This window comes from Bradyrhizobium sp. MV1.5 (assembly GCF_055807615.1).
Genome location: NZ_JBVVPL010000048.1, coordinates 1 through 26,369 on the forward strand (window position 1 = coordinate 1; position 26,369 = coordinate 26,369).

Consider the following 26,369-nt stretch of genomic DNA (forward strand, 5'->3'; position numbering starts at 1 on the left):
ACAACATGATGCGCTTCTTCGCCTTACACGCCAAGGCGCAAGCGGCATAAATAGGCGAGCCCGCACCAACAGGCGCCTACAAAGCCCCCATCAGCGGGCCGGTTCAGCTGAAAACCTTGGGGTCACCGCTCTCCAGGCAATGCAAAACTCTCCCGGCGGGAGCAAAACATTCTCAAGCTCTGAGGAGCCCGCTGCAAGCGGGCGTCTCGAAGGATCGAGGCCCCAACCGGGCCTGCATGGTTCGAGACGCGCGTTCCGCGCTCCTCACCATGAGGATCAACTACTCTCCCTTCACGAACCTCGCGAATGCATCCGCATAATCCGGGTGCCAGCGTGACAGCGGCGGGCGGTTCTCGACGATGTCGCCTGCGGCCCACAGCATGCGCTTTTCGTCGAGCGCGCGCGGGACGTCGTTGTCCGGACACAGGATGTAGAAATCGCCGGCCTCCAACCGCGCCAACATGAAGTTCACGGTCTGCTCGGCCGTCCAGGCGCCGGCCGGCTTCTCTGTCCGGCCCTTCGCGGTGAGGCCCGTAAAGACGAAGCCGGGAATCAGCAGATGCGCGGTGATGTGGCAATCTGCAGTGTTGCGCAGCTCGTGCTGGAGCGCTTCGGTAAAAGCCTTCACTCCGGCCTTGGAGACGTTGTAGGCGGGATCGCCGGGCGGGGTGGTGATGCCCTGCTTCGAGCCGGTGTTGATGATGAGGCCGGCCCTGCCGCGCGCGATCATGTTGGGCGCGAAGATGCGCGAGCCGTTGATGATGCCCCACATATTGACGCCGATGATGCGCTGCCAATTGTCGGGTTCGCCGAACAGCGTGCTGCCGGGCTGGATGCCCGCGTTGTTCATGAGGATGTCGGTGCCGCCGAAGCGCTCGCGCACGGCGCCCTCCAGTTCCGTCACGCTCTCGGCCTTGCTGACATCAATCGCGAAGGTCATCACATGTGTGGCGGACGTGACGGATGAGAGTCTTGTCGCGGCGTCCGCCAGCCGCGCCTGATCCGCATCGGCGATACATACCTTCATGCCATCGCGCGCGAACGCCAAAGCCGCGGCGAATCCGATCCCGGACGCGCCGCCGGTGATTACGGCAACATTGTCTTTGACGATGGCGGGATGCGGCATGGATCGTTCTCCGGGGGAGGGGGCTCGGTCGTGCTATAACATGGCACTCGCGCGACCCTGCACAAGTCGGCATGGGAGGTCTTCGTTCCGCGCCGACTTTATGCCTTTCCTTTACGCCTGTCCGGCATCGCAGTATTCTATCGACCCAACGATCCCGCCCAGATCGAACCAATCAATCATTTGACAGGGAGTTCAGCCATGGCTGTGTCGCAGGCTATTCCGATCACGCGCCATCCGTTCGCCAATGGGTCCTACAAGCAGATGCTGATCGACGGGAGGTGGGTCGACGCTGCCTCAGGCAAGCGCTTCGAGACCCATAACCCCGCGACCGGTGAACTGCTCGCAACCGTGGCCGAGGGCGACAAGGAAGATATCGACCGTGCAGTTGCTGCCGCCCGCCGCGCCTTCGAAGGGCCGTGGAGCAAGGTCAAGCCGTTCGAGCGGCAGAACCTGCTCCTGAAGCTTGCAGACCTCGTCGAGAAGAATTTCGACGAATTGTCGCAGCTCGACACGCTCGACATGGGCGCGCCGCTCAGCCGTACCCGCGCCTATCGCCTGCGCGCCGTCGGCATGCTGCGCTATTATGCCGGCCAGACCACCGCGATTCACGGCGAGACCATCGAGAACTCGCTGCCCGGCGAGATCTTCTCCTACACGCTGAAGGAGCCGATCGGCGTCGTCGGCGCCATCATTCCCTGGAATGGTCCGCTGACTGCGACGATCTGGAAGATCGGTCCGGCGATCGCGACCGGCTGCACCGTCGTGCTCAAACCCGCCGAAGAAGCGCCGCTGACCTCGCTGCGTATCGCCGAGCTCGCGATGGAAGCGGGCGTGCCGCCCGGCGTCATCAACGTCGTGCCCGGCTATGGCGAGACCGCGGGTGCGGCGCTTGCCTCGCACCACGGCGTCGACAAGGTTGCCTTCACCGGCTCGCATGTCACCGGCCAGTCGATCATCCGTGCCTCGGCCGGCAACCTCAAGCGTGTCTCGCTCGAACTCGGCGGCAAGTCGCCGGACATCGTGTTCGCGGATGCCGATCTCGATGCGGCCGTGCCGGGCGCCGCGATGGCCGTGTTTGCCAATTCGGGGCAAATCTGCAGCGCCGGCACCCGGCTGTTCGTCGAGCAGTCGATCTACGAGGAGTTCGTCGGCCGCGTCGCCGAGTTCGGCAAGAAACTGCAGGTCGGCAACGGTCTCGATCCCAACACCCAGATCGGACCACTGGTGTCCGAGCAGCAGCTCGAGCGCGTCACCAGCTATCTCGACATCGGCCAGAAGGAAGGCGCGCGGGCGCTCGCTGGCGGTGGCCGCGTCACTGAAGGCGCGCTTGCAAAAGGCTTCTTCGTGTCGCCAACAGTGTTCGCGGGCGTTCAGGACAATATGCGGATCGCGCAGGAGGAGATTTTTGGTCCCGTCATCTCTGCGATCGCGTTCAAGGACATGGACGAGTTGGTCAAGCGCGCCAACGCCACCACGTTCGGTCTCGGCTCGGGCCTGTGGACGCGGGACGTCAGCAAGGCGCATGCGGTCGCGAAGAGTCTGCGTGCCGGCTCGGTGTGGGTGAACTGCTACCAAGCGATGGACCCGGCCGTCCCCTTCGGTGGCTACAAGATGAGCGGCTACGGCCGCGAATCCGGCAAGCAGCACGTCGAGGAATATCTCAACGTGAAGGCCGTCTGGATCAAGACGGCCTGACGCGCCATCGCGTCCGGACTTCAGCGGTCGAGTCTTGCCTGCTGCGACGCGAGTCCGCTTGCGGCGACCAAAGGTTGTTGCCCGGACGCTACAAGCGGTTTGAAAGCGCGCGTCGTCCGCGATTTTACAAGACTTGCTATCCCATTTCGAATGTTGGCCGGTTAGTTCTGGTCACCGTCAATCTTCGGAATTGGAATATCGATAATGCTTCGCTTTGCTCCGATCGTGTTTGTGGCTTTGGGCGTCGCCTCGGCGTACCCCGCGCTCGCGGCCGACATGACCGCACGTGCGCCGGCGTACAAGGCCTCGCCACTGCCCGTCGCCTACAACTGGTCGGGCTTCTACGCCGGCGTGAATGTCGGATATGGGTGGGGCGATGGTGCGAACGATCTCGCGCCGCATGATCCGGTCTTCACCGCCGGCGTGCTCGACGTCGCACTGGCGGGCGGCCTTGTCCCTGCTTCGCTGGCAACAAACGCGCGTGGCGTGATGGGCGGCTTGCAGGCCGGCTACAATGTGCAGACGGGCTCGTTGGTGTGGGGCGTCGAAGCCGATATCGCGGCGGCCGACATCAAGGGTAGCTCAACGGTGACCCGAACCTTGCCGGTCTTCCCGACGATCATGACCACGCAAGATCAGAAGGTCGACTGGTTGGGGACCGTGCGAGGCCGGATCGGTGCTACCGTCGTGCCCGACTTGTTGCTGTACGCGACCGGCGGTCTTGCCTATGGGCACGTCAAGGCGTCGACGTCGATCGTGGATCCCACGGGTGCGAGCGGCACGCCCTGCCTCAATGTAATCTGTAGCGCCGGCGCGGTGGAAAGCTGGCGCGTGGGCTGGACGGTCGGCGGCGGTGGCGAGTACCGCTTTGCGTCGAACTGGAGCGTCAAGCTCGAATATCTCTACTACGATCTCGGCAGCGAGAGCTACACCATCTTCAATCCGCTGTTCCCTTTCACGCCCGGCCCGGCACGCGGCTTTGACTCAACCGCGAATTTCTCGGGCCACATCGCGCGCGTCGGTTTGAACTACAAGTTCGGCGCAGGCGCGGTCGTCGCAAAATACTGACCTGCAATTCTGAACAGACTACAAGCCCCGGGCTCGGCCCGGGGCTTTTTTTATTCCCCGCCTCTTTTGGCTGGCCAGCCATTCCCCCATGCAGCTTCCGAGCTGCGAGCCTTTCTCCTATGATCCTCGTCCTCTCATCGTTCATTTTGGGGCCGGCATGAAATTCGAGGCGTTGTTTCAACCGCTGCAGGTCGGGCCGTACAAGCTCGCGCACCGCGTCGCGATGGCGCCGTTGACGCGCATGCGGGCCGAGCGCGAGAGCTTTTCGCCGCGGCCGCTCAACGCCGAATATTACGGTCAGCGCGCCACCCGAGGCGGCCTGCTCATCGCCGAGGCCTCGCCCGTGCTCTCGCACGGCCGCGGCAATCCGGCGACGCCCGGCATCTATTCGGAGACGCAGATCGCGGGGTGGCGCAAGGTCGTCGACGCCGTGCACGCCAAGGGCGGCATCATCTTTCTCCAGCTCTGGCATGTGGGCCGCGTCTCGCATTCCTCCTTCCACGGCGGGGAGCTGCCGGTCTCTGCCTCGGCGATCCCGATCAGGGCCGAAGGCATGAAGGCAATGACCGCCGACGGCAAGATCTCCGACTATGAGACGCCGCGCGCGCTGGAGACGGACGAGGTCAAGGGCATCGTCGAGGCGTTCAGGCAGGGTGCGAAAAACGCGCTGGCCGCCGGCTTCGACGGCGTCGAGATCCACGGCGCCAACGGCTATCTGCTCGAGCAATTCCTGCAATCACGCAGCAACCAGCGCAACGATCAATATGGCGGTTCGATCGAGAACCGCGCGCGGCTTCTGCTCGAAGTGACCCAGGCCGCGATCGACGTCTGGGGCGCGGGCCGCGTCGGCGTGCGGCTGTCGCCCCACGGCATCGCCAATGATTCCGGCGAGCCCGATCCGATGCCGCTCTACACGCACGTGGTGAAGGCGCTCGACAAGCTCGGTCTTGCCTATCTGCATTTCATCGAGCCGCGCTCCAGCGGCTCGGGGCGCGCCGAAGTCAACTGGCAGAACGTGCCGTCGGCAATGCTGCTGTTCCGCCCGCTCTACAGCGGCGTGCTGATGACGGCAGGCGGGTTCACGGGCGAGACCGCGAACGCCGCGATCGCGGAGGGACATGCCGACCTCATCGCCTTCGGCCGCATCTTCATCTCCAACCCCGATCTGCCGCGCCGCCTGCAGCACGATTACTCTCTCACGCCGTATAACCGTGCGACGTTCTACGGTGGCGAGGAAAAGGGATATACGGACTATCCCGCGTATGACGAGCTGACGCCGGTCTGACATTGCTGTAGCCCGGATGAGCGAAGCGATATCCGGGGCCTTCACCCAAGCTCTGGTCTTCCCGGATGTCGCTTCGCTCACCCGGGCTACGGAGTTATCGTGTTGCCCCGACGGACGCCACGAATTCCGTCATTGCGACCGATGGGGGAAGCAACCATGGCCAAAGCCGCAGCCGCCGCAGGAGTTGCCACCGGGCAGTGCCTCTGCGGCAAGGTTACCTTCGAGATTGACGTCCCCGCACGCTGGGCCTGGCACGATCACTCCGCCGCCAGCCGTCGCGCCCACGGCGCCGCCTATGCGACCTATGTCGGAAGCTGGAAGAAGCGGTTTCGCATCACCGCAGGCAAGACGGCGCTGACGCGCTACGAGGACAAGACAACGAAGACCGCGCGCAGCTTCTGCGCGCATTGCGGTACGCCGATCGCATATGAGCGCCCGCGCGGGCCGCATATGGTCAACATCCCCCGTGCGCTGTTTAGGGAACGCACCGGCCGCCAGCCGCTCTATCACATCGCGATCGAGGAGCTGCAGGAATGGACCTATACCGGCGAGCCGCTGGTACCGCTGAAAGGCTTTCCCGGTGTGGTCTGGCAGCGCTCGAAAAAAAAGAAGCGGACGAGCGGCGAGGACCCGTTCGAGCTGGGGCGCGAGGAGATGTAGCGCACGCCCGCGCAACGCAGCCATGACCGCTCTTCCTTGCGCGCCTCCCGCGATTTCGGCCATCATGCGCCCGTCCTTGCGGCAACGTCCGCCTCTGGAGGAAACATGAAGAACAAGATCACCGGCCGCTCCGCCTTTCTCGCGCTGCTCAAGGACGAGGGCATCACGCATCTGTTCGGCAACCCCGGCACCACCGAGCTGCCGATCATGCACGCGCTGAAGGACCATCCTGATCTCACCTATGTAATGGCGATGCAGGAGAGCCTGGTGGTGGCGATCGCGGATGGCTATAGCCGCGCCTCCGGAAAGCTCGTCGCCTGCAACGTCCATGTCGCGCCCGGCCTCGGCAACGCGATGGGCTCGCTCTACAACGCCCAGTTCACAGGCACGCCGATGATCCTGACCGCGGGCCAGCAGGAGCAAGGCCACGGCCTGATGGAGCCGGTGCTGTACGGACCGCTGGTGCGCATGGCCGAGCCGCTGGTGAAATGGGCGGTCGAGGTGACGCGGCTCGAGGATCTGCCGCGCATCGTGCGCCGCGCCGCAAAAGTCGCGACCACGCCGCCGACCGGGCCGGTGTTCATTTCGTTGCCCGGCGACATCCTCAACAGCGAGGCCGGGATCGATCTCGGCCGCTCCACCCGCATCGACGCCCGCACAAGGCCATCGGACGAGGCACTCAAGGCGTTCGCCGCGCGGCTGCTCAGGGCCGAACGTCCTGTGATCGTCACCATGGACGAGGTGGTCAAAAGCGATGCGCTCAAGGAGGCCGCTGAGCTTGCCGAGCTATTGGGTGCGGCCGCGTACCAATCGTCGACGCCCTATGGCTCGCACTTCCTCTCGGAGAGCCCGAGCTTCGTCGGCACGCTGGCACGTGTCCAGAAAGTCGCGCGCGAGACGCTTGCGCCGTACGACCTCTTGATCGCGCTCGGCGGCGATCCCTTGCGGATGTCGGTCTACAGCGAGGTCGATGCGCTGCCGGAGGGCCTTGGCATCGTGCAGATCGGTCTCGGCGATTGGGAGATCGCCAAGAACTACGGTGCCGAGATCGCGCTTAAGGCGGATTTGAAGGAAACGCTGCGTGCGCTGATCCCGGTGCTGAAGGAGATCGGCGGCGCTGCCCTGGCGAACCGCGCGAAGCAACGTCTCGCCGAGCTCGCGCCGAAGAACTGGACTGCGCGGCGCACCACGCTGGTCGAGCAGATCGGCAAGGCCGCCGACCGCAGCCCCATCGATCCGGACTGGCTGGTGCTGCAAATGGTCGAGGCGATGCCCGACAACGCCATCCTCTTCGACGAAGGCCTCACCTCGAGCCGCCAGATCACGGCGCTGCGTGCGCACCGCGACCGCTTCGGCTATCACGGCCTTGCTTCCGGCGGCATCGGCTGGGGCCTGCCGGCTTCCGTCGGCGCCAGCATCGCCAATCCCGATCGCCCCGTCGTCTGCTTCTCCGGCGACGGCAGCGCGATGTATTCGATCCAGTCGCTGTGGACGGCGGCGCATCACAAGCTGCCGCTCAATGTGGTCATTGCCAACAATGGCGGCTACCGCATCATCAAGCAGCGTCTGCTCGCCTTCCATGGCGACGACAATTACGTCGGCATGGATTTTGTCGATCCGCCGGTGGATTTCGCGGGCGTGGCGAAGGCGTTGGGATGCGAGGCGATCAAGGTCAGCGACCCCCGCGGGTTGAAGGCGACGCTGGCGTCGGCGTTTGGCCGGCCCGGAACCAAGCTGATCGAGGTGATGGTGGACGGGAAGGTGTAGCCCTACTGTCGTCCTGGCGAAGGCCAGGACCCATACCGCGTGATCTATCGACTGCGGGTGGTGCCGGTCCCGAACGACCCGTCTTCGCCAAATTGCTTCCCGGGGTTATGGGTCCTGGCCTTCGCCGGGACGACACCGAGGGGGCACAATTTATGCCGTTTTCCCCACCCGGTACCCCGCCGCCGGATGCGGCGCACCCAGCCGTGCACGCCCCTCGCCGAACAGCTTCTCCCGTAGCGTGCCCTGCGCGTACTCCGCCTTGTACCGCCCGCGCCGCGTCAGCTCCGGCACCAGCATGTCGGCGATGTCTTCGAAATCGCCGGGTGAGATCGCGAAGGCGACGTTGAGGCCATCGACATCGGTTGCCTCGAACCACGCCTCGATCTTGTCCGCGACCATCTCCGGCGTGCCGACCACGACGGGACCGGCGCCGCCGACGCCGACATGCTCGATGACATCGCGCACGGTCCAGACGCGATCTGGATCGGCGCGGGTGACGTTATCGAGTGCGCTGCGACCGGCGTCGTTCTGGACATGGCGCACCTGCTGATCGAGCTCGTAGCCGGAGAAGTCGATTCCGGTCCATCCCGACATCAGCGCGAGCGCGCCCTCCGGGCTGATGTGGCGGCGATAGTCGGTGTATTTTTCGTTCGCCTCGGCCTCGGTCCGCCCGAGGATGATCGTCATCATCGAGAACATCAGGATTTCCGCCGGATTGCGGCCGAACGCGGCGGCCTCCTGACGGATCGCCGATACGCGCGGCGCGATCACCTTGGCCGACGGTCCCGACATGAACACGCATTCGGCATGCCGTGCCGCGAACTGCCGTCCGCGCGGCGAGGTGCCGGCCTGGTACAGCACGGGCGTCCGCTGCGGCGACGGCTCGCTCAAATGGATGGTGTTGTTGATGCGGTAGTTCGCGCCTTCGTGGTTGACGCGATGGACCTTTGTGGGATCGGTGAAGATGCCACGCCTGCGGTCGCGCAGCACGGCGTCGTCCTCCCAGCTGCCTTCCCAGAGCTTGTAGACGACCTCCATATATTCGTCCGCGATCTCGTAGCGGTCGTCATGACCGATCTGCTTGTCCTTGCCGGCGCCGCGCGCGGCGCTGTCGAGATAGCCGGTGACAACGTTCCAGCCGATCCGTCCCTCGGTGAGATGATCGAGCGTCGACATCCGCCGCGCGAACGGATAGGGCGGCTCGAAGGAGAGATTGCTGGTGACGCCGAAGCCGAGATTCTGCGTCACCGCCGCCATTGCCGACAGCAGCAGCAGCGGATCGTTCGAGGGCGACTGGGCTGCATTGCGCAAGGCTGCGTCAGGACTGTTGCCGTAGACGTCATAGACGCCGAGCACGTCGGCCAGGAACAGCCCGTCGAAACGGCCGCGCTCCAGCGTTTTGGCAAGATCGATCCAATAGGGCAGGCGGTTATATTCGGCGGTGCGGTCGCGCGGATGGGTCCACAGGCCCGGTGATTGGTGTGCGACGCAATTCATCGCAAATGCATTGAGCCTGATCTGCTTGGCCATGATGGTCCCCCGGCGCCCTGTACCGGGCACTCTTCGAATGATAGAGCCGCGCCCGAACTTGGCGAAGTTCTTGCATATAGCGCGACGTTGGCAAGGCCAAAATCAGCGGCGCTGCCGCGCTTGGCAAGCCAATCTCAAGAGAGCAAGGACGAAATCCCAAGACTATCGAAGTCCCCGCCACTTTCGGAGGCCTGCCCGTATCGGGTATGCTCCTTCGCCTCGCAACCTAAAAAGAAAATAATGACCAGAGCCGATGCCATCGCCCGCGCCCGCGACGATTTCAAATCGGGCGCGTTCCTCGCCGAACTCGACCGCCGCGTCGCCTACCGGACCGAGAGCCAGAATCCGAACCGGAGTGTCGAGCTGCGCGCCTATCTGGAACAGGAGATGGTGCCCGCTTTCGCCGCGCTCGATTTCGAAAGCCGGATGATCGAATCTCCCAGCGGCAAGGCGCCGTTCCTGTTCGCCGAGCACCACGAGAGCGAGACGGCGCCGACCGTGCTGATCTACGGCCATGGCGATGTCGTCGACGGCATGGAAGGCGAGTGGCGCGACGGCCGCGATCCCTGGCGCACCACGGTTTCGGGCATGCGAGTCTACGGCCGCGGCACCGCCGACAACAAGGGCCAGCACAGCATCAACATGGCCGCACTTCGCGCGGTGCGCGAGGCCCGCGGCGGCAGGCTCGGCTTCAACGCCAAGTTCATCCTTGAGATGGGCGAGGAGATCGGCTCGCCGGATCTTGGCAAGGTCTGCGATCTCAATCGCGATGCGCTCAAGTCCGATCTGTTCATGGCCTCCGACGGGCCGCGCCTGTCCGCCGACCGTCCGACCCTGTTCCTCGGCTGCCGTGGCGGCATCCGCATTCATCTCGATGTGAACCTTCGCGACGGCGGCCATCACTCCGGCAATTGGGGCGGCGTGCTCGCCAACCCCGCGACCATTCTGGTCAACGCGATCTCGACGCTGGTCGACGGCCACGGCCGCCTTCAGCTGGACGCGCTGAAGCCGCCGCGCCTCACCAACCAGATCCGCAGCTATCTTGCGGACGTGCAGGTGGTGCCGACCGAGGACGAGCCGGCGTTGGCCGAGAATTGGGGCGAGGAGGGTCTTTCGGCGGCCGAGCGGCTCTATGCCTGGAACACGCTCGAAGTGCTGGCGATGTCGTCGGGCAATATCGAGAAGCCGGCCAACGCCATTCCCGGCCACGCCAATGCCGTGCTGCAACTGCGTTTCGTGGTCGGCACCAAGATCGACGGCCTGATCGAAGCCGTCCGTGCGCACCTGGCCGAAAGGGGTTTTCCGATGGTCGAAGTGCGGGCCGCACAGAGCTTCGCGGCATCGCGCACCGATTTCGACAGCCCCTGGATCACATGGGCGGCGAATTCGGTGAAGGAGACCACAGGCAAGCCGCCGGCCGTGCTGCCGAATTTCGGCGGCTCGCTGCCCAATGACGTGTTTTCCGAGATATTGGGCCTGCCGACGATCTGGGTGCCGCACTCCTATCCCGGCTGCTCCCAGCATGCGCCCAATGAGCACATCCTGCTGCCATTGACCGAAGAGGCCTTGACGGTGATGGCCGGCCTGTTCTGGGATCTCGGGGAATTGCCAAGCGCGCTAACAAGCCCGCTAACGCGCCCACCGGCCTGAGCCGTTAACCGGAGCCGTGATCCAGCCAAAAGTCACATTCTATTCCAATCCAATTTGTGCTTGCATCCCGCCGGCATCATCCTGAAAGGGGACCAAAAAGTGAAACATTTCCGTAGCATCGGCCTCGCGCTCGCCGCGACCTTCGCCGTCAGCCAGGCCGGGGCCGAGGAGCTGACCGGTACGCTGAAGAACATCAAGGACACCGGCGCCATTACGCTCGGCTTCCGCGACTCCTCGATCCCGTTCTCTTATCTCGACGACAACCAGAAGCCCATCGGCTTCGCGATGGACATCTGCTACAAGATCGTCGACGCCGTGAAGAAGGAGCTCAAGCTCGACAAGCTCGAGGTCAAGCTCAACCCGGTGACCTCGGCGACGCGTATTCCGCTGATGGCGAACGGCACCATCGACCTCGAATGCGGCTCGACCACCAACAATGCCGAGCGCCAGAAGCAGGTCGCCTTCACCAACACCCATTATTTGACCGCCAGCCGCTACGTGTTCAAGAAGTCGAGCGGCCTGAAGGCGATCGACGATCTCAAGGGCAAGACGGTGGTCTCGACCGCCGGCACCACCAACATCAAGCAGCTCACCGAGGCCAATGTTGCAAAAAGCCTCGGCGCAAACATCATCCCGGCCAAGGACCACGCCGAAGCCTTCCTGATGGTCGAGACCGACCGCGCTGTGGCTTTCGTGATGGATGACATCCTGCTCGCGAGCCTCGTTGCCGGCTCGAAGTCGCCCGCTGACTACGTCATCTCCAAGGACGCGTTCTCCAAGCCTGAGCCCTACGGCATCATGCTGCGCAAGGACGACGCGGCCTTCAAGAAGGTTGTCGACGCGGCGACAGCTGCGCTCTACACCTCCGGCGAGGGCCAGAAGATCTACGACAAGTGGTTCACGCAGAAGATCCCGCCGAAGGGCCTGAATCTCAACACGCCGATCTCGGCCGAGCTGAAGAACGAATTTGCCAAGCCGACGGACTCGCCGAACCCGGACGATTATAAGTAAGCTACAACCGCGATCTTTCGATCCGGATCGTGTCCGGCCACCTTGACTCCAAGGTGGCCGGACATTTGCATAGGCGCCGGGACATCCATGACTGGCGCGTTCGCGCGGGGGACACGTGAACTATAACTGGAACTGGGGAATCTTTTTCCAGCCGAACCCGATGGGGACCGGCACCTATCTCGACATGCTGTTGTCGGGCTTGGTGCTGACCCTCAAGACGGGTGCGCTCGCCTGGATCATTGCACTGATCACCGGATCGATCGTCGGCGTGATGCGCACGCTGCCGTCGAAGGGGGCGTACTGGTTCGGCTTTGCCTATGTCGAATTCTTCCGCAACATGCCGCTGCTGGTGCAGCTCTTCCTGTGGTTCTTCGTGCTGCCGGAACTGCTGCCGAGAGCTGCCGGCCTCTGGCTGAAGCAGCTGCCGAATGCGCCGTTCTGGACGGCCGCGATCGGCATCGGGTTCTTCATGTCGGCGCGCGTCGCCGTGCAGTTGCAAGCCGGCATCGGATCGCTCCCGCGCGGGCAGAAGATGGCGGCGACCGCGCTCGGCCTGACGACTTTGCAGGCTTATCGCTACATTTTGCTGCCGATGGCGTTCCGCATCATCCTGCCGCCGCTGACGTCCGAGTTCCTCAACACCATCAAGAACACGGCTGTGGCCATCACCATCGGCTTGCTTGAGCTGACTGGACAGGCGCGCTCGATGCAGGAATTCTCGTTCCAGGTGTTCGAGGCCTTCACCGCCGCGACCCTTCTCTATCTCCTCGTCAACGCCGTCGTCGTGACCGCAATGCGCTTCCTCGAGCGCTACGTCGCGATCCCCGGCTACATCACGGGGAAATAGCACCATGTTCAGCAATTTCGATTTCGAGGTTATCCGTCGCGCACTGCCCTATCTGTTTTACGAGGGCATGACGTTCACGCTGATGCTCACGGGGCTTGCGGCGCTCGGCGGTCTGATCTTCGGCACGGCCATCGCGCTGATGCGGCTGTCGGGCTTCAAGATCCTGGGCCGCATCGCCGGGGTCTATGTCGACTTCATGCGATCGCTGCCGCTGGTGCTGGTGATCTTCTGGTTCTACTTCCTGGTGCCCTATATCGGGCAGTGGGTGACCGGCGCGTCGCGCCCGATCAGCGTCGGCGCGTTCGCATCCTCGCTCATCACCTTCATCATGTTCGAGGCCGCGTATTTCTCCGAGATCATGCGTGCCGGCATCCAGTCGATCTCGCGCGGCCAGCCGGCCGCAGCCAACGCGCTTGGCCTGACCTACGCCCAGACCATGCGCTACGTGGTGCTGCCGCAGGCCTTCCGTAACATGCTGCCGGTGCTGATCACGCAGACCATCGTGCTGTTCCAGGACACCTCCCTGGTCTACGTGCTGTCGATCACCGATTTCCTCGGTGCGGCAAGCAAGGTCGCGCAGCGCGACGGCCGTCTGGTCGAAATGTATCTGTTCGCAGCAATCGTCTACTTCACCATTTCCTGTGTTGCGTCCTTCGGCGTTCGCCGCCTGCAGGCGCGCATCGCCATCATTCGATAGAGTCTGTCATGATCGAGATCAGCCACGTCGACAAATGGTACAGCCCGAGCTTCCAGGTGCTGACCGACTGCACCACGAGCGTCTCCAAGGGCGAGGTGGTCGTGGTCTGCGGCCCGTCGGGATCAGGCAAGTCGACCCTGATCAAATGCGTCAACGCGCTGGAACCGTTCCAGAAAGGCGACATCAGCGTCGATGGCACCAAGGTCAACGATCCCAAGACCAATCTGCCCAAGCTGCGCTCGCGTGTCGGCATGGTGTTTCAGCACTTCGAGCTGTTTCCGCATCTGAAGATCATCGATAATCTCTGTCTCGCACAGCAGAAGGTGCTCGACCGGTCGCGCGACAAGGCGCTGGCAAAAGGCATGCAACTGCTGGAGCGCGTCGGCCTGAAGGAACAGGCGCAAAAATATCCCGCGAACCTGTCCGGTGGCCAGCAACAGCGGGTGGCGATCGCTCGCGCGCTCGCAATGGATCCCATTGTCATGCTGTTCGACGAGCCGACCTCGGCGCTCGACCCCGAAATGGTGAGCGAGGTGCTCGACGTCATGGTGGACCTCGCCCATGAGGGCATGACCATGATGGTAGTCACCCACGAGATGGGCTTTGCCCGCAAGGTTGCCAACCGCGTGATCTTCATGGACCGCGGCGAGATCGTCGAGGACGCCCCCAAGGACGATTTCTTCGGCAAGCCCCGCAGCGACCGCGCGCAGAAGTTCTTGTCGAAGATCCTGTCGCATTAATTCTCGCGTCACTCCGGGACGCGCCTCTTGGCGCGGTCCGGGAATCCATATCCCCGACTGGTGGCTATGGATTCTCAGATGCGCAATTGCGTATCAAAGCTCGTCGCTTCGCGCCGCCCCGGAATGACGAATAGAGGGGTGATCGGCCGCGGCAACTGGCGTATAAGCGCACAAAATCCCTTTTCCCCCAGGAGACCTGCCTTGGATCCGATCGCCTATGTCAACGGCTCATTCGTCCCGCTCTCGGACGCCAAAATTTCGGTCCTCGATCGCGGCTTCCTGTTTGCCGACGGTATCTATGAGGTCTCGGCCGTGCTCGACGGCAAGCTGATCGACAATGCCTCGCATTTGACGCGGCTGGAGCGCTCGGTCGGCGAGATCCAGCTGAAGCTGCCCGAGACGGTCGAGCGCATCACCGAACTCCAGAAGGAGCTGATCGCGCGCAACAAGGTCGAGAACGGCCTCGTCTATCTCCAGGTCACCCGCGGCGCCGACAAGGGCCGCGACTTCGCCTTTCCCAAGGGCGACGTCAAGTCGAGCCTGGTGATGTTCACGTCGGAGAAGGACATCATCAACGCAGCCTCGGCCAAGACCGGTATCAACGTGATCACCGTGCCCGACATCCGCTGGGAGCGGCGCGACATCAAGAGCGTGGCACTGCTCGCGCAAGTGCTGGCGAAGCAGGCCGCGGCCGAGGCCGGCGCGGGCGAAGCCTGGATGCTGGAAGACGGCTACGTCACCGAAGGCGGCTCGTCCTCGGCGTTCATTCTCACCAAGGACGACGTCATCGTGACCCGCAAGAATTCCAACGCGATCCTGCCGGGCTGCACCCGCAAGGCGGTGGTGGCGCTGGCGGAAGAGCGTCAGCTCCGCATCGAGGAGCGTTCCTTCACGGTCGCCGAGGCGCTCGCCGCCAAGGAAGCCTTTGCCACCTCGGCATCGCTGTTCGTCCAGCCGGTGGTTGCGATCGACGGCAAGAAGGTCGGCGATGGCAAGCCCGGCCCGATGGCGATGCGGCTGCGCGAGATCTACGTGGAGTTCGCCAAGGCGACGGCGGTTTAAGCCACACGCTCGGTGTCATCGCCCGGCTTGACCGGGCGATCCAGTACTCCGTGACGGGAGTGCTGGACTCGAGAAGCCGCGGCGTACTGGATGCCCCGGTCGAGCCGGGGCATGACAGTCGAATGTATTGAGGCAGTTTGGCCTCATGCGTCAGCATCTCACGCCACTGACGCCTTCACCTTTACCGGATGAACCGCACGGAACGCGATCGCGATTCTGTTCCAGGCATTGATGGCGCCGATCAGCATGGTCAGGTTCACCGTCTCCGCATCGGAGAATTGCGCGCGGACCTGCTCGTAGACGTCATTAGGCGCATGCGTCTCGGAGATCAGCGTCACTGATTCCGTCCAGGCCAGCGCCGCGCGCTCGCGGTCGGTGTAGAGCGGGGATTCGCGCCATGCGTTGAGCAGATAGATGCGCTGCTCGGTCTCGCCGCGCTTGCGGGCGTCCTCGGTGTGCATGTTGATGCAGAAGGCACAGCCGTTGATCTGCGACGCGCGGATCTTGACGAGCTCGATCAGCGATTTCTCCAGGCCCGTCGACTGGATCTGCTCTTCCAGTGCCATCAGGGCTTTCATCGTGTCGGGTGCGGCCTGGTAGAAATTCATGCGGGGTTTCATGGTCGTTCTCCTTGCTTGCTGGGTTGACGTCAGTGGGCGCCGCCGGCCGAGGCGTGGCCGGCCTTCTTCAGGAAGAGGGTGGCGAACAGCGCGACGATCAGTGCCACGCCGAGCAGATAGAAGGTGTCGCTGAAGGCAAGGATATAGGCCTGCTTCTGCACGATGTGGCCGATCGCGACATAGGCGCGATGCGATGCATCCGTCCGGTCGAGAATGCCGTGATTGACGAAGTATTGGGTGAGCTGTTCCAGCCGTGTCCGCGTCGCCTGCTCGAACAGCGAGACCGACTGCATCAGAACGTTTGAGTGATACTGCTCGCGCTTGGTCAGCAAGGTCTGTAACAACGCGATCCCGACGGCACCGCCGAGATTGCGCATCATGTTGAAGAGGCCGGAGGCTGAGCCCGCGTTCTCCGGCTCGATGCCCGCGGTCGCCACCGCAGATAGCGGTGCCATCACCAGCGCCTGGCCGATCGCACGAACCACGTTGGGCCAGAGCAATTGATCGGCGGCATAGTTGCTGGTCATGGTGATGTTCATGAAGTTGGAGGCCGCGAACAGGACGAAGCCGACGCCGATGATGAGCCGCGCATCGAGCTTCTGCATCAGCCGCGGCACCATGGGGATCAGCAGGAGCTGCGGCAGGCCGGTCCATGCCAGCACCATGCCGATCTGCTCGGCATTGTAGCCCTGGATGCGGGCCAGATATTGCGGCAGGATGAACACCGAGCCGTAGAGCGCGATTCCCAGCAGGAAATTCGCGAGCATGCCGAAGCCGAAATTGCGGCGGACCAGCAGACGCAGATTCAGGAGTGGCTTCTTCACGGTCAGCTCGATGATCAGGAAGGCGGTCAGCGCCACGGCCGCGATGACAGACAGCTTGACGATGAAGGGCGAGCCGAACCAGTCGTCCTTGTTGCCTTCCTCGAGCACGGTCTGCAGTGCCGACAGTCCGATCGCCATGGTGATGATGCCGGCCCAGTCACCGTCGCGCAGCAGCGACAGCTTCATGGGCTTTGCGTCCAGTGCGTACCAGAGCATGCCGACCATGATCGCGCCGGGCACGAGGTTGACGTAGAAGATGTACTGCCAGCCGAAATTCTCGGTGAGATAGCCGCCGATGGTCGGGCCGATCGCGGGCGCGAACGTCGCCGACAGCGCGAACAGCGCAAGGCCGACCGGCTGCTTTCCGCGCGGCAGCAATGTGATGATGAGCGTGAACGCCATCGGAATCAGCACGCCGCCGGTAAAACCTTGCACTGCCCGCAGCACGATCATCTGCGGCAGGTCCTGCGCCAGCGCACAGGCGGCCGACAGGACCAAAAACAGGACCGCGTTGGTGAGGAGATAGACGCGGATCGAGAACACCTGCGCCAACCAGCCCGAGAGCGGGATCACCACGATCTCCGCGATCAGATAGGAGGTCGAGATCCAGCCGCCGTCATCGATGCCGGCGCCGATCGCGCCCTGGATATCGGCGAGCGACGCATTGACGATCTGAATGTTCAGCACCGCCATGAAGGCGCCAAGCGTCGCGCCGATCACGGCAATCCAGGTCTTGGTCGACACGGCAGGCGTTGTGGGGGCCGCGACTGAAGCGGGGATATTGGCGGCGGAGGCGGCGTTGACGGTCGTTTGGAGCGTGCTCATGGAAGCCTCGTCTCGGTTACGGAGACAGGATGGATCAGGCAGTTGGTTTCGATAATCGGAGAAGCGCAGGAAGGATCATCCGGCAGGATTTGAAAATCCCACGGAACCCTCCCGGCTTCAGCCGCCGTTAGGACGGGCCGCGTTGTCGGCGAGATGCTTTGCCGTCTCGCGCTCGGCCATGACGGCCTGTTTGGTGTCGACGGTCGGCACCGCGGACATGCCGGGGCGCAGCAGGCCGGTCAGGCTGCGGTCGTCGAGCACGATCTTCACCGGCACCCGTTGCACGATCTTGGTGAAATTGCCGGTGGCGTTGTCGGGCGGCAGCAGTGCGAATTCGAGCCCGCTCGCCGGCGACAGGCTATCGACGTGGCCGCGCAGGGTCCGGTTATGGAAGCTGTCGACGTGCAGCTCGACCGGCTGGCCGGTGCGGACATGGGTGAGCTGCGTCTCCTTGAAATTCGCCACGACATAGACCGCATCGAGCGGCACCACTGCCATCAATTGCGTGCCGGCCTGCACGAACTGTCCCACGCGCAGTGAGCGGGCGCCGACCGTGCCGTCGACCGGCGCGGTGATCTCGGTGTAGGAGAGATTCAGGGTCGCCTGCTCCGCGACCGCGCGCGCGTGTTCGAGCTGGGCTGTAGCCTGCGCGCGCTGGGTGGTGAGCACGTCGACCTTGCGTTGCGCGGCCACGAGGCCCGACCTGGCATGTTGCAGCTGCGCGTTGCTGGCGCGCAACGCAGCGTCAGTCTGTTGTGCGCGCTGAATCGTGCCGGAGCCCGACTTCATCAAATCGTCGTAGCGGGCGCGCTCCTCCTGCGCAAATTTCAGATTCGCGTCCGCAGCAGCGACATCGGCCGTGCTCTGCTCGATGATCGGCTGCTGGAGTTCGAGCTGGGCGTCGAGGTTGCGCACCGATGCTTCCGCCGCAGCGACATCGGCGCGGGCCTGGTCGAGCGCCGCCTTGAAGTCGCGGTCGTCGATCTTCGCCAGCACCTGGCCCGCTTTGACCTTTTCGTTGTCGCTGACCAGCACCTTGGCGATGTAGCCCGAGACTTTTGGCGCCACGATCGTAGAGTCGGCCTTCACATAGGCGTCGTCCGTTGTCTCGAGATAACGGCCGTTGACCCAGTAGTCGTGTCCGTAATGGACAATCGCTGCCGTGCCCGCGAGGAACGCGAGTACCAACGCCGCCCGCCGGACCATATTCCGAGCCTGACCACGCACCGGCGCCGTGAGGGAAGCTTGAGTTATCTCAGTCGCTTGCTGGAAGTTTTCGGTGCGGGGCATCTCGGACATGGCAGTCTCCTATCGGCTGGCTGAGACTATCGGTCTTCTTCGCTCGATCGATAATCGGCGAAATACCGGAAGGATTATCCGTTGGGAGTGGATGGTCCGGCCATCTCGCCTTCGCCTAGGGTTTAAGGAGCCGGAGGTCCGGCTGCCCCAGAGCAATTGCCGCGTCTGTCGAGGAATTGCGGCTAACCCATCCGCCATGCACGGACCAGATGATCTGATGGATAATCCGAGGGAAATCCTTGCGATTGTCGATCAAGAGCGGATAATCAGTCGGCATGGACCGATTGACCAGTCTCGAAGTCTTCAGCCGGGTGGTCGAGACCGGCGGCTTCTCTGCAGCAGCCCGCAAGCTCAACATGTCGACCACCATGGTGAGTAATCACGTCCAGGCGCTGGAAGACCGGCTCGGGGTGAGGCTGCTTCAGCGCACCACGCGCAAGGTCAGCCTCACCGACATCGGCAAGGCCTATTACGACCGCTGCGTCCAGATACTTGCCGAGCTCAAACAGGCCGACGATATCGCGAGCGAATTGCAGTCGGTGCCGCGTGGCACGCTACGAATCCACGTCGCCACGCACATGGTGCCATTCGTCGCGCCGGTGGTGGCGAAACTTCTGTCGGCCTATCCGGAGCTCAAGATCGATCTGCGCATGGGCGAGGCCGACATCGACCTCATCGAAGAAGGCTATGACGTTGCTCTGCGCATGACCTCGCCACCGGATTCGAGCCTGATCGTCCGCAGCCTTGCCACCTGGCGTCACGTGCTGTGCTGCTCGCACAACTATCTCGACAAGCACGGTCGCGTGCAGAAGCTCGGTGAGCTCACCACACACAATTGCGGGCGCCATTTGAATTATCCGTTCGGCGACGATTGGCGCTTCTTCGATCGCAAGGGCGCACCGGCATCGGTGCGCATCTCCGGTAGCCTCATCACCAACAGCGGTGAGGCCTTGCGAAAGGTGGCGCTGGAAGGCGCTGCCGTCTGCCTGATGGCCGAATTTCTGATCCGCAACGATCTCGAGGCCGGTCGGCTGGTGCGCCTCTTGCCCGAATATCGTCCAGTCGAGATGTCGATGAACGCCGTCTATCCACACCGCCATCATCTGTCGGCCAAGGTCAGGACCTTCATCGACATGCTGGTGGAGTACAGCGCCGAACAGCAGAAGCTGATCAATCCGTATTCATGACGGACGCGGCGGCGGCAATCGCCCGAACACGGCGTCGAGCGCCAAGCCGATCGCAAGCAGCCGGCGATCGCTTCCGGCCGGGCCGTCCAGCTCGAGGCCGACAGGCAATTTGCTGGTGGCGCCGAGCGTGATCGGAATCTGGATGCCGGGAATGCCGGCATTGCTGCCGGGATCGGTGTTCTGGATGAACAGGCCGAAATTATCCAGGCTGCTGGAGTCGGGATTGGAAGCAATCGCCACGCGCGGCGTGGTCGGGAAGGCGATGGCATCGAGCCGGTTGTCGGCGAAAGTCCTGTTGTAGAGCGCCTGCAGGGCGGGACGCGCGGACCTGATGGCAGCGTCATAGATCGGCTCGGCATCGACCAGCGTATTGTCTGGACCAGGCAGCTTGCGGGGGATCACGAGGCCGTCATAGGTGCCCTTGACGTCGGGGCTAGCGATCTCCCGCGCCAGTGCGTCGATGGTGATGCCGGTGCCGGTGTGAGCGAGATAGGCCACCATGTCGTCATAGGCCTCGTACAGCGCGACGGGAAAGCCGACCTGGCCGTTGAGTTCGGCCAATTGCGGCATTTCGATCTCGACCACCGTGACGCCCTGCGCCTTCAGTTTCGCGACCGCCGCCTGGAAGGCGGTCTCGGTGTCGGTATCGAGATTGATCAGCATCGACCGCACGATGCCAATCCGCATGTGCTTCAGATCGGCTGCCTGAACGGCTTCGGCACCCGCAATGACGCGGTCGAGCAGCTCGACATCCGCCATGGTCGCTGCCATGGGCCCCGCGGTGTCGCGGGTGTGCGAGATCGGCGCGATGCCGGCTTGCGGATAGCGTCCGGCCGTCGGGCGCAGCGACGCGCATCCGTTCAGTGCGGCGGGGACCCTGACCGATCCGCCAGTGTCGGTGCCGAGCCCGCCCGCGACGATCCGCGCGCCAATCGCCGCGCCCGTTCCGGAGGAGGAGCCGCCCGCGATCAAGGCGCGGTCATAGGCGTTGCGCACGCCGAATTCCGCGCCGGTCTTGAACGCGGTGTTGTAGCCGGAGATGCCGAAGGCGAGCTCGTGCATGCTGGTCTTGCCGATGATGACCGCGCCCGCCGCGCGCAGCTTTGCGACCACCGGCGCGTCCGCCTTCGGAACGTAATGTTGCAGCGCTGGCGTTCCTGCGCTGCAGGGGAGCCCCGCGACCTCAATATTGTCCTTGATCACGATAGGAACGCCGCCGAGCAGCTTGTCCTTGTTGTCGGCCGCGTCGAATGCGGCCGCAGCCTTCAGGGCACCGGCCTCGTCCAGGGCGATGAAGGCATTCAGATCGGCATTGGCCTCGGCGCGAGCGAGAGCTTCCGTCGTGAGCGCGGTGCTCGTGATTTTTCCGGCGCGGAGGTCGGCCACAGCCTGGGTCAGGGTCAACTGGTCGAAATCCATGAGGCGTCACCCGGTTGCAGGAGCGCCATCAGGGCGCGCCTCGGCTCCAGAGGCTGAGGCCTCGTCGGCGCCCCGTCAACCGTAGGCGCACATCTTTGCAGGTGATGGCGCATCGAGCTCGGCGAACAGCCGTTCGACCTCCGCCTTCACCTTCCCGATCGCGGCGTCCTTAACCGGCCCGTAGCCCCGGATATTCATCGGCGCTTTTGCAATGGCGACCAGACTTGGCAGATGCGCCGCGTCGAGCCCGCCGAGCAGCCGTTTGATGACGCCGTCGTACCAGGTGATCAGTTCCCGCTCGGCGCGCCGTTCCGCCGTGTAGCCGAACGGATCGAACGGCGTCCCGCGCAATCCCTTCAATCGCGCCAGCAGCGCAAGCGGCATCTGGATCCACTGCCCGAAGCTGCGTTTGCGCGGACGGCCGCGGGCGTCGCGCTTCGACGGCAGGAACGGAGGGGCAAGGTGATATTGGATGCTGAAGTCGCCTTCGAATTCGTCTTTCAACTCGTCGAGGAACCCACCCTGCATGTGCAGCCGCGCCACCTCGTACTCGTCCTTGTAAGCCATCAGCTTGAACAGCGCGCGCGCGACCGCCTCGGTCAACGCCTCGCTATTCAGTTTGGCTTCGGCATTGCGAACATTTGCAACGAGCGCTCGATAGCGCGCTGCATAGGCATCGTTCTGATAGGCCGTGAGGAAGTCGGCGCGGCGGTCGATCAGCTGGTCGAGGGTCTCGGCCTTCGGCGCTCCGTCCACCTTCGGCAAGAAGTCGGGATCGGCGGCCGCAATCCGGCCCCAGGCAAAAGCCTGCTTGTTGCTGCCAACCGCGACACCGTTGAGCTCGATCGCGCGCAACAGCGCCGACAGCGAGACCGGCAGCAGCCCGTGCTGCCAGGCAAAGCCCAGCATGACGATGTTGGCATAGACGGCATCGCCGAGCAGGCGCTCGGCCAGCGCATTGGCGTTGATGGTGTCGAGATTGCCGTCGCCGATCACCTGGCCGATCGCGCGCAGGCGGGCGGGTGAGGCGAGATCTGCATCGCGGAAGCGGACGACGTCGCCGGTCGGCATCTCTGCGGTGTTGACCGCGGCGCGCGTGCCTTTCCGATAGGTGCCGGACGCCTTCGGCGAGGAGCTGACGACGAGGTCGCAGCCGATCAGCGCATCGGCCGCGCCCTGGTCGATACGGACCTGGTGCAAGGCATCGGGGGATGCGGCCAACCGGATGTAGCTCAGCACCGGCCCGAATTTTTGCGCAAAGCCGGTAAAATCCAGCACCGAGACACCGTTTCGTTCGATGTGCGCCGCCATGCCAATCAGCGCGCCGACCGTGATCACGCCGGTGCCGCCGACGCCCGTGATGAGCAGATCATAGGGACGGTCGAGCGTTGCGGGCGCGGGCAAGGGAAGCGTGGCCGCGTGGCCGACCGCGTCGATCCGGCTCGCGCCCTTCTTCCGGCGCGTCGCGCCCTCGATGGTGACGAAGCTCGGGCAGAACCCGTTGAGGCAGGAGAAGTCCTTGTTGCAGGATGAGAGGTTGATCCGGCGCTTCCGGCCAAAGGGCGTCTCCTTGGGCTCGACACTGAGGCAGTTGGATTCGACCGAGCAGTCGCCGCAGCCCTCGCAGACGAGATCGTTGATATAGGCGAAGCGTTTGGGGTCGGCCATCTGTCCACGCTTGCGGCGCCGCCGTTTCTCCGTCGCGCAGGTCTGCTGATAGATCAGCACGGAGACGCCGGGAACTTTGCGCAGCTCGCGTTGCACGCTGTCCATCTCTTCGCGCGGATGGATGGACACGCCGACCGGCAGGTCGCCTGGCGAAAATTGCGCCGGATCGTCCGACACCAGCGCGATGCGCGCAACGCCCTCGGCGCGGACGCTGTGCGCGATAGCGTGGACGCTGATCGGACCGTCGACGGGTTGGCCGCCGGTCATCGCGACGGCATCGTTGAACAGAATTTTGTAGGTGATGTTGGCTTTGGCCGCGATCGCCTGCCGGATCGCCATCGAACCCGAATGATAATAGGTGCCTTCGCCGAGATTCTGGAAGACGTGCTTGTTGCCGGTGAAGCGTGACGAGGCGGCCCAGTTCACGCCTTCGCCGCCCATCTGGATCAGGGACGATGTCTCGCGGTCCATCCAGCTCGCCATGAAATGGCAGCCGATGCCGGCCAGCGCCTTCGATCCCTCCGGCACTTTCGTCGATGTGTTGTGCGGGCATCCCGAACAGAAATAGGGCGTGCGCGTTGCACCAGAGACGTTGATCGTGCGCGCGGCCTCGGGCATCAAACCGGCTGCGCGTGCGGCGAGATTAAGGCCTGGGAACATCGGATCGAGCCGGCGTGCGAGTACCCCGGCGAGCGCACGCGGCGACAATTCCCCGATCCAGGAGATCAGCCGTGCGCCGGTCTCGTCGTGCTTGCCGACCATGCGCTCGGGCTTTTCGCCCGGATAATCGTAAAAATATTCCTTGAACTGGCTTTCGATGATGCCGCGCTTCTCCTCGACCACGAGGATCTCGCGCTTGCCCTTCACGAACGCCATCGCGTCATGCAGCGCCAGCGGCCAGACCATGCCGACCTTGTAGATGTCGATGCCGATGCTGCGGCAGGCCGCTTCGTCAAGACCCATCAGCCGCAGTGCTTCCATCAGATCGAGATGTGCCTTGCCTGTGGTGACGATGCCGTAGGTGGCGCCCGGGATGTCGTAGATGTGACGATCGATCGGATTGGCCTTTGCGAAGGCATAGACCGCATGCTTCTTCGCCTCCAACCGCTCTTCGATCTGTGGGCCCGGCAGATCGGGCCAGCGATAGTGCAGGCCGCCTGGCGGCGGCGCGAAGTCCGGCGTGTGGAAGACGCGCGGCGGGCGCAGCGCGACGGAGGCGCCGGATTCCACGATCTCCGAGATCGCCTTGAAGCCGACCCACATGCCGGTGAAGCGGCTCAGAGCGTAGCCATATTCACCGAATTCGAGGTACTCGCTGACGCTTGCGGGGTGGAGTGTCGGCATGAACCAGCTCATGAAGGCGACGTCGGACTGGTGCGGCATCGAGGACGAGACGCAGCCATGGTCGTCGCCGGCAACCACCAGAACGCCGCCATGCGGCGAGGAGCCGTAGGCGTTGCCGTGTTTCAGCGCATCGCCGGAGCGATCGACGCCGGGGCCCTTGCCGTACCAGAGCCCGAACACGCCATCGACCTCGCGGTCAGCCTGCGTCTCGACCTGTTGCGAGCCGAGCACGGCGGTTGCGGCAAGGTCTTCGTTCACTGCGGGGATGAATTCAATGCGGTCCCGCTTCAGTCGCTCCTGGATGCGCCACAGTTCGAGGTCGATGCCGCCGAGCGGCGAGCCGCGATAGCCCGAGATGAAGCCCGCCGTGTTCAGTCCGGCGGCACGGTCGCGCCGCACCTGGTCGAGCGCGATGCGAACGATGGCCTGCGTGCCCGTGAGGAAAACGCGGCCTTCTTGGCGATCGTAGCGGTCGGAAAGCTCATAGGCGTCGAGTGACGATTTGGCGTCCATGCGGACCTCCCGCGGCATCCTTGCCGGATGGGAGAAGGGTAGGCCTGGGCGATTGGTAGGTCTTACCTATCTTTCCGAACATTGCGCCAATTATGGTAGAATTATCCGATCTAATATATATTCAGGTTGAATAATCCATTTTGGTGGTTTCCATGATCGAAGACCAGGATGCGCGGATTCTCGCCTTCCTTCAGAAGGACGGCCGCGCCACCAACCAGCAGCTCGCCGACGCGGTCGGCATGTCCACCTCGGCATGCTGGCGCCGGGTGCGCGCGCTGGAGGAGAGCGGTGCCATCCGGGGCTATGCGGCCCTGGTCGCGCGCGAGCAGGCCGGCTTTGCGATGTCCGCGATCCTCCATGTTTCGCTGGAACGGCACGACGCAAAATTCGTCGACGAGTTCGTCGCGCGGGTGACCACGCGGCGTGAGGTGCTGGAGTGCTTTGCGACCACGGGCGATGCCGATTACCATTTGCGCGTCGTCGTGCAGGACATGGCGGCCTACAACAGATTCCTCGACGACTTCATGTTCCGCATTCCCGGCATTCGTTATGTGAGAAGCAATGTCGTGCTGAAAGAGATCAAGACGGGCGTGGCCCTGCCGTTTTGAGCTGCGACGTGTTCAAATCTGCCGCCTCACCCTGAGGAGGCCGAGTAGCGGCCGTCTTGAAGGGGGAGGCCACAACCGGGCCTTCATCCTTTGAGACGCTTGCTTCGCAAGCTCCTCGGGATGAGGATTACCGCTCTTCCCGCACGAACCTGTTCCGCAGCGTCCCGATACCGGTGATGTCGATCTCCACGACGTCGCCGTGCTTGATGTCAGGCGAGGCTCCGTCCGTGCCCATCCAGATCACATCGCCCGGCCATAGCGTAAAGTATTTGGTCAGCTCGACCAGGAAGGGCACCACGCCAAAGATCATGTCGTTGGTGTGGAAGCGGTTGGTCTCCTTGCCGTTGACCCGGACGATCGTTTCCATCTTGTCGAGGTCGGCTTCGGTCTCGATCCACGGGCCCATCGGCTTGAACGTGTCGGCGTTCTTCGAGCGCCACAGGCTGCGGTCGGCCTTCTGCCAGCTGCGTTCGCTGACGTCGTTGCCGATGGTGTAGCCGAACACGCAATCCATGGCATTCTGTTTGGTGAGATGCTTGACCTTCTTGCCGATGACGACGACGAGTTCGCCTTCGTAGTGGATCTTGTCCGTCGCAAAGGACGGGATCACGACCTCCTCGTCATGTGCGATCAGCGCATTCTGGGCGCGATAGCCGATCTCGGGTCTGTCCGGCACCGCTGGCACCTCGCCGCGCTTGTCGGCGGCCTCCTTCAGGTGCTTCAGATAGTTCAGGCCGACGCAGTAGAAGGTGCGCGGAATCAGCGGCAGCTCGATTCTAACCTGCGACAGCGGATGCGTGCGCGAGGTGCGCTGCCATTCGCCTAAGGGATCGCCATCGACGGCGATGACCTGGTCACTCTCGACGATTCCCCAGGACATCTTGTCCGCGGCGGTGAATTTCAGCCAGCGCATGCCGTGTCTCC

The 26,369-nt window shown here is 63.6% G+C and carries 21 protein-coding genes; 13 read left to right on the plus strand and 8 right to left on the minus strand.

Annotated features, from left to right (window positions below; all coding sequences use genetic code 11):
* Positions 1–280 precede the first annotated feature (280 nt).
* Positions 281–1,126 (minus strand): SDR family NAD(P)-dependent oxidoreductase, encoded by an 846-nt coding sequence (locus tag AC0L2J_RS29930; protein ID WP_473395397.1) that lies wholly within the window; start codon positions 1,124–1,126, stop codon positions 281–283.
* A gap of 198 nt (positions 1,127–1,324) precedes the next feature.
* Here AC0L2J_RS29930 and AC0L2J_RS29935 point away from each other — a divergent pair, with 198 nt between their 5' ends.
* The 5 genes from AC0L2J_RS29935 to AC0L2J_RS29955 all read left to right on the plus strand — a co-directional run bounded on the left by AC0L2J_RS29935 (position 1,325) and on the right by AC0L2J_RS29955 (position 7,601).
* Positions 1,325–2,821, plus strand: coding sequence for an aldehyde dehydrogenase family protein (locus AC0L2J_RS29935; RefSeq protein ID WP_473395398.1), 1,497 nt, complete (start codon positions 1,325–1,327; stop codon positions 2,819–2,821).
* A gap of 204 nt (positions 2,822–3,025) precedes the next feature.
* Positions 3,026–3,889: an outer membrane protein gene (locus tag AC0L2J_RS29940; protein WP_473395399.1), complete on the plus strand. Its 864-nt coding sequence runs from the start codon at positions 3,026–3,028 to the stop codon at positions 3,887–3,889.
* Between the two features lie 157 nt (positions 3,890–4,046).
* Entirely contained in the window at positions 4,047–5,174 is a 1,128-nt protein-coding gene (locus tag AC0L2J_RS29945; RefSeq protein ID WP_473395400.1) for an alkene reductase, read from the plus strand.
* Positions 5,175–5,330: 156 nt separating this feature from the next.
* Positions 5,331–5,834 carry a GFA family protein gene (locus AC0L2J_RS29950; protein ID WP_473395401.1) on the plus strand — a complete coding sequence of 168 codons (504 nt, stop codon included), beginning with the start codon at positions 5,331–5,333 and terminating at the stop codon, positions 5,832–5,834.
* Between the two features lie 105 nt (positions 5,835–5,939).
* Positions 5,940–7,601, plus strand: a complete 1,662-nt coding sequence (locus tag AC0L2J_RS29955) for a thiamine pyrophosphate-binding protein (RefSeq protein ID WP_473395402.1) — start codon at positions 5,940–5,942, stop codon at positions 7,599–7,601.
* Positions 7,602–7,751: 150 nt separating this feature from the next.
* Here AC0L2J_RS29955 and AC0L2J_RS29960 read toward each other — a convergent pair whose 3' ends face one another.
* Positions 7,752–9,131, minus strand: a complete 1,380-nt coding sequence (locus AC0L2J_RS29960; RefSeq protein WP_473395403.1) for an LLM class flavin-dependent oxidoreductase — start codon at positions 9,129–9,131, stop codon at positions 7,752–7,754.
* Positions 9,132–9,371: 240 nt separating this feature from the next.
* Here AC0L2J_RS29960 and AC0L2J_RS29965 point away from each other — a divergent pair, with 240 nt between their 5' ends.
* The 6 genes from AC0L2J_RS29965 (at position 9,372) to AC0L2J_RS29990 (ending at position 15,138) form a co-directional block, all read left to right on the plus strand.
* Complete coding sequence (locus AC0L2J_RS29965) at positions 9,372–10,781, plus strand: M20 family metallopeptidase (protein ID WP_473395404.1); 1,410 nt, start codon at positions 9,372–9,374, stop codon at positions 10,779–10,781.
* 99 nt (positions 10,782–10,880) lie between these two features.
* Complete coding sequence (locus AC0L2J_RS29970; protein WP_035975248.1) at positions 10,881–11,792, plus strand: amino acid ABC transporter substrate-binding protein; 912 nt, start codon at positions 10,881–10,883, stop codon at positions 11,790–11,792.
* Between the two features lie 115 nt (positions 11,793–11,907).
* The gene (locus AC0L2J_RS29975) at positions 11,908–12,639 is read left to right on the plus strand and encodes an amino acid ABC transporter permease (protein ID WP_007615077.1); all 732 of its coding nucleotides are present in this window, start codon (positions 11,908–11,910) and stop codon (positions 12,637–12,639) included.
* 4 nt (positions 12,640–12,643) lie between these two features.
* The gene (locus AC0L2J_RS29980; protein WP_007597029.1) at positions 12,644–13,336 is read left to right on the plus strand and encodes an amino acid ABC transporter permease; all 693 of its coding nucleotides are present in this window, start codon (positions 12,644–12,646) and stop codon (positions 13,334–13,336) included.
* 8 nt (positions 13,337–13,344) lie between these two features.
* On the plus strand, positions 13,345–14,076 hold the full coding sequence (locus AC0L2J_RS29985; protein WP_007615073.1) for an amino acid ABC transporter ATP-binding protein: 732 nt from the start codon (positions 13,345–13,347) through the stop codon (positions 14,074–14,076).
* Positions 14,077–14,277: 201 nt separating this feature from the next.
* Positions 14,278–15,138 (plus strand): D-amino-acid transaminase, encoded by an 861-nt coding sequence (locus tag AC0L2J_RS29990; protein WP_473247264.1) that lies wholly within the window; start codon positions 14,278–14,280, stop codon positions 15,136–15,138.
* A gap of 158 nt (positions 15,139–15,296) precedes the next feature.
* Here the strand turns inward: AC0L2J_RS29990 and AC0L2J_RS29995 are convergent, their stop codons facing one another.
* From AC0L2J_RS29995 to AC0L2J_RS30005, 3 genes are all read right to left on the minus strand, one after another.
* Positions 15,297–15,758 (minus strand): carboxymuconolactone decarboxylase family protein, encoded by a 462-nt coding sequence (locus tag AC0L2J_RS29995; protein ID WP_473395405.1) that lies wholly within the window; start codon positions 15,756–15,758, stop codon positions 15,297–15,299.
* Positions 15,759–15,787: 29 nt separating this feature from the next.
* A complete protein-coding gene (locus tag AC0L2J_RS30000) occupies positions 15,788–17,407 on the minus strand; it encodes an MDR family MFS transporter (protein ID WP_473395406.1) in 1,620 nt (539 codons plus the stop codon).
* Positions 17,408–17,524: 117 nt separating this feature from the next.
* Positions 17,525–18,706, minus strand: coding sequence for an HlyD family secretion protein (locus AC0L2J_RS30005; protein ID WP_473395407.1), 1,182 nt, complete (start codon positions 18,704–18,706; stop codon positions 17,525–17,527).
* 275 nt (positions 18,707–18,981) lie between these two features.
* On the opposite strand from AC0L2J_RS30005, the gene AC0L2J_RS30010 reads away from it, so the two are divergent.
* The gene (locus AC0L2J_RS30010; RefSeq protein ID WP_473395409.1) at positions 18,982–19,893 is read left to right on the plus strand and encodes a LysR family transcriptional regulator; all 912 of its coding nucleotides are present in this window, start codon (positions 18,982–18,984) and stop codon (positions 19,891–19,893) included.
* On the opposite strand, the gene iaaH is transcribed toward AC0L2J_RS30010, so the two are convergent.
* Both iaaH and AC0L2J_RS30020 read right to left on the minus strand, forming a co-directional pair.
* The gene (gene iaaH / locus AC0L2J_RS30015; RefSeq protein ID WP_473395410.1) at positions 19,888–21,312 is read right to left on the minus strand and encodes an indoleacetamide hydrolase; all 1,425 of its coding nucleotides are present in this window, start codon (positions 21,310–21,312) and stop codon (positions 19,888–19,890) included. The two genes, AC0L2J_RS30010 and iaaH, sit on opposite strands and share 6 nt — an antisense overlap.
* A gap of 75 nt (positions 21,313–21,387) precedes the next feature.
* Positions 21,388–24,837 carry an indolepyruvate ferredoxin oxidoreductase family protein gene (locus AC0L2J_RS30020; RefSeq protein WP_473395411.1) on the minus strand — a complete coding sequence of 1,150 codons (3,450 nt, stop codon included), beginning with the start codon at positions 24,835–24,837 and terminating at the stop codon, positions 21,388–21,390.
* Between the two features lie 152 nt (positions 24,838–24,989).
* Here AC0L2J_RS30020 and AC0L2J_RS30025 point away from each other — a divergent pair, with 152 nt between their 5' ends.
* Complete coding sequence (locus AC0L2J_RS30025) at positions 24,990–25,445, plus strand: Lrp/AsnC family transcriptional regulator (protein WP_027520474.1); 456 nt, start codon at positions 24,990–24,992, stop codon at positions 25,443–25,445.
* Positions 25,446–25,572: 127 nt separating this feature from the next.
* Here the strand turns inward: AC0L2J_RS30025 and AC0L2J_RS30030 are convergent, their stop codons facing one another.
* Entirely contained in the window at positions 25,573–26,358 is a 786-nt protein-coding gene (locus AC0L2J_RS30030) for a fumarylacetoacetate hydrolase family protein (protein WP_007615055.1), read from the minus strand.
* Positions 26,359–26,369 lie beyond the last annotated feature (11 nt).

Bases quoted from the DNA above. Each gene is read 5' to 3' on its own strand.
- AC0L2J_RS30010 (WP_473395409.1), top strand. From the start codon at position 18,982: ATGGACCGATTGACCAGTCTCGAAGTCTTCAGCCGGGTGGTCGAGACC.
- AC0L2J_RS30005 (WP_473395407.1), bottom strand. From the start codon at position 18,706: ATGTCCGAGATGCCCCGCACCGAAAACTTCCAGCAAGCGACTGAGATA.
- AC0L2J_RS29965 (WP_473395404.1), top strand. From the start codon at position 9,372: ATGACCAGAGCCGATGCCATCGCCCGCGCCCGCGACGATTTCAAATCG.
- AC0L2J_RS29930 (WP_473395397.1), bottom strand. From the start codon at position 1,126: ATGCCGCATCCCGCCATCGTCAAAGACAATGTTGCCGTAATCACCGGC.
- AC0L2J_RS29955 (WP_473395402.1), top strand. From the start codon at position 5,940: ATGAAGAACAAGATCACCGGCCGCTCCGCCTTTCTCGCGCTGCTCAAG.
- AC0L2J_RS29935 (WP_473395398.1), top strand. From the start codon at position 1,325: ATGGCTGTGTCGCAGGCTATTCCGATCACGCGCCATCCGTTCGCCAAT.
- AC0L2J_RS29940 (WP_473395399.1), top strand. From the start codon at position 3,026: ATGCTTCGCTTTGCTCCGATCGTGTTTGTGGCTTTGGGCGTCGCCTCG.
- iaaH (WP_473395410.1), bottom strand. From the start codon at position 21,312: ATGGATTTCGACCAGTTGACCCTGACCCAGGCTGTGGCCGACCTCCGC.
- AC0L2J_RS30025 (WP_027520474.1), top strand. From the start codon at position 24,990: ATGATCGAAGACCAGGATGCGCGGATTCTCGCCTTCCTTCAGAAGGAC.
- AC0L2J_RS29945 (WP_473395400.1), top strand. From the start codon at position 4,047: ATGAAATTCGAGGCGTTGTTTCAACCGCTGCAGGTCGGGCCGTACAAG.
- AC0L2J_RS30000 (WP_473395406.1), bottom strand. From the start codon at position 17,407: ATGAGCACGCTCCAAACGACCGTCAACGCCGCCTCCGCCGCCAATATC.
- AC0L2J_RS29980 (WP_007597029.1), top strand. From the start codon at position 12,644: ATGTTCAGCAATTTCGATTTCGAGGTTATCCGTCGCGCACTGCCCTAT.
- AC0L2J_RS29985 (WP_007615073.1), top strand. From the start codon at position 13,345: ATGATCGAGATCAGCCACGTCGACAAATGGTACAGCCCGAGCTTCCAG.
- AC0L2J_RS30020 (WP_473395411.1), bottom strand. From the start codon at position 24,837: ATGGACGCCAAATCGTCACTCGACGCCTATGAGCTTTCCGACCGCTAC.
- AC0L2J_RS29995 (WP_473395405.1), bottom strand. From the start codon at position 15,758: ATGAAACCCCGCATGAATTTCTACCAGGCCGCACCCGACACGATGAAA.
- AC0L2J_RS30030 (WP_007615055.1), bottom strand. From the start codon at position 26,358: ATGCGCTGGCTGAAATTCACCGCCGCGGACAAGATGTCCTGGGGAATC.
- AC0L2J_RS29950 (WP_473395401.1), top strand. From the start codon at position 5,331: ATGGCCAAAGCCGCAGCCGCCGCAGGAGTTGCCACCGGGCAGTGCCTC.
- AC0L2J_RS29960 (WP_473395403.1), bottom strand. From the start codon at position 9,131: ATGGCCAAGCAGATCAGGCTCAATGCATTTGCGATGAATTGCGTCGCA.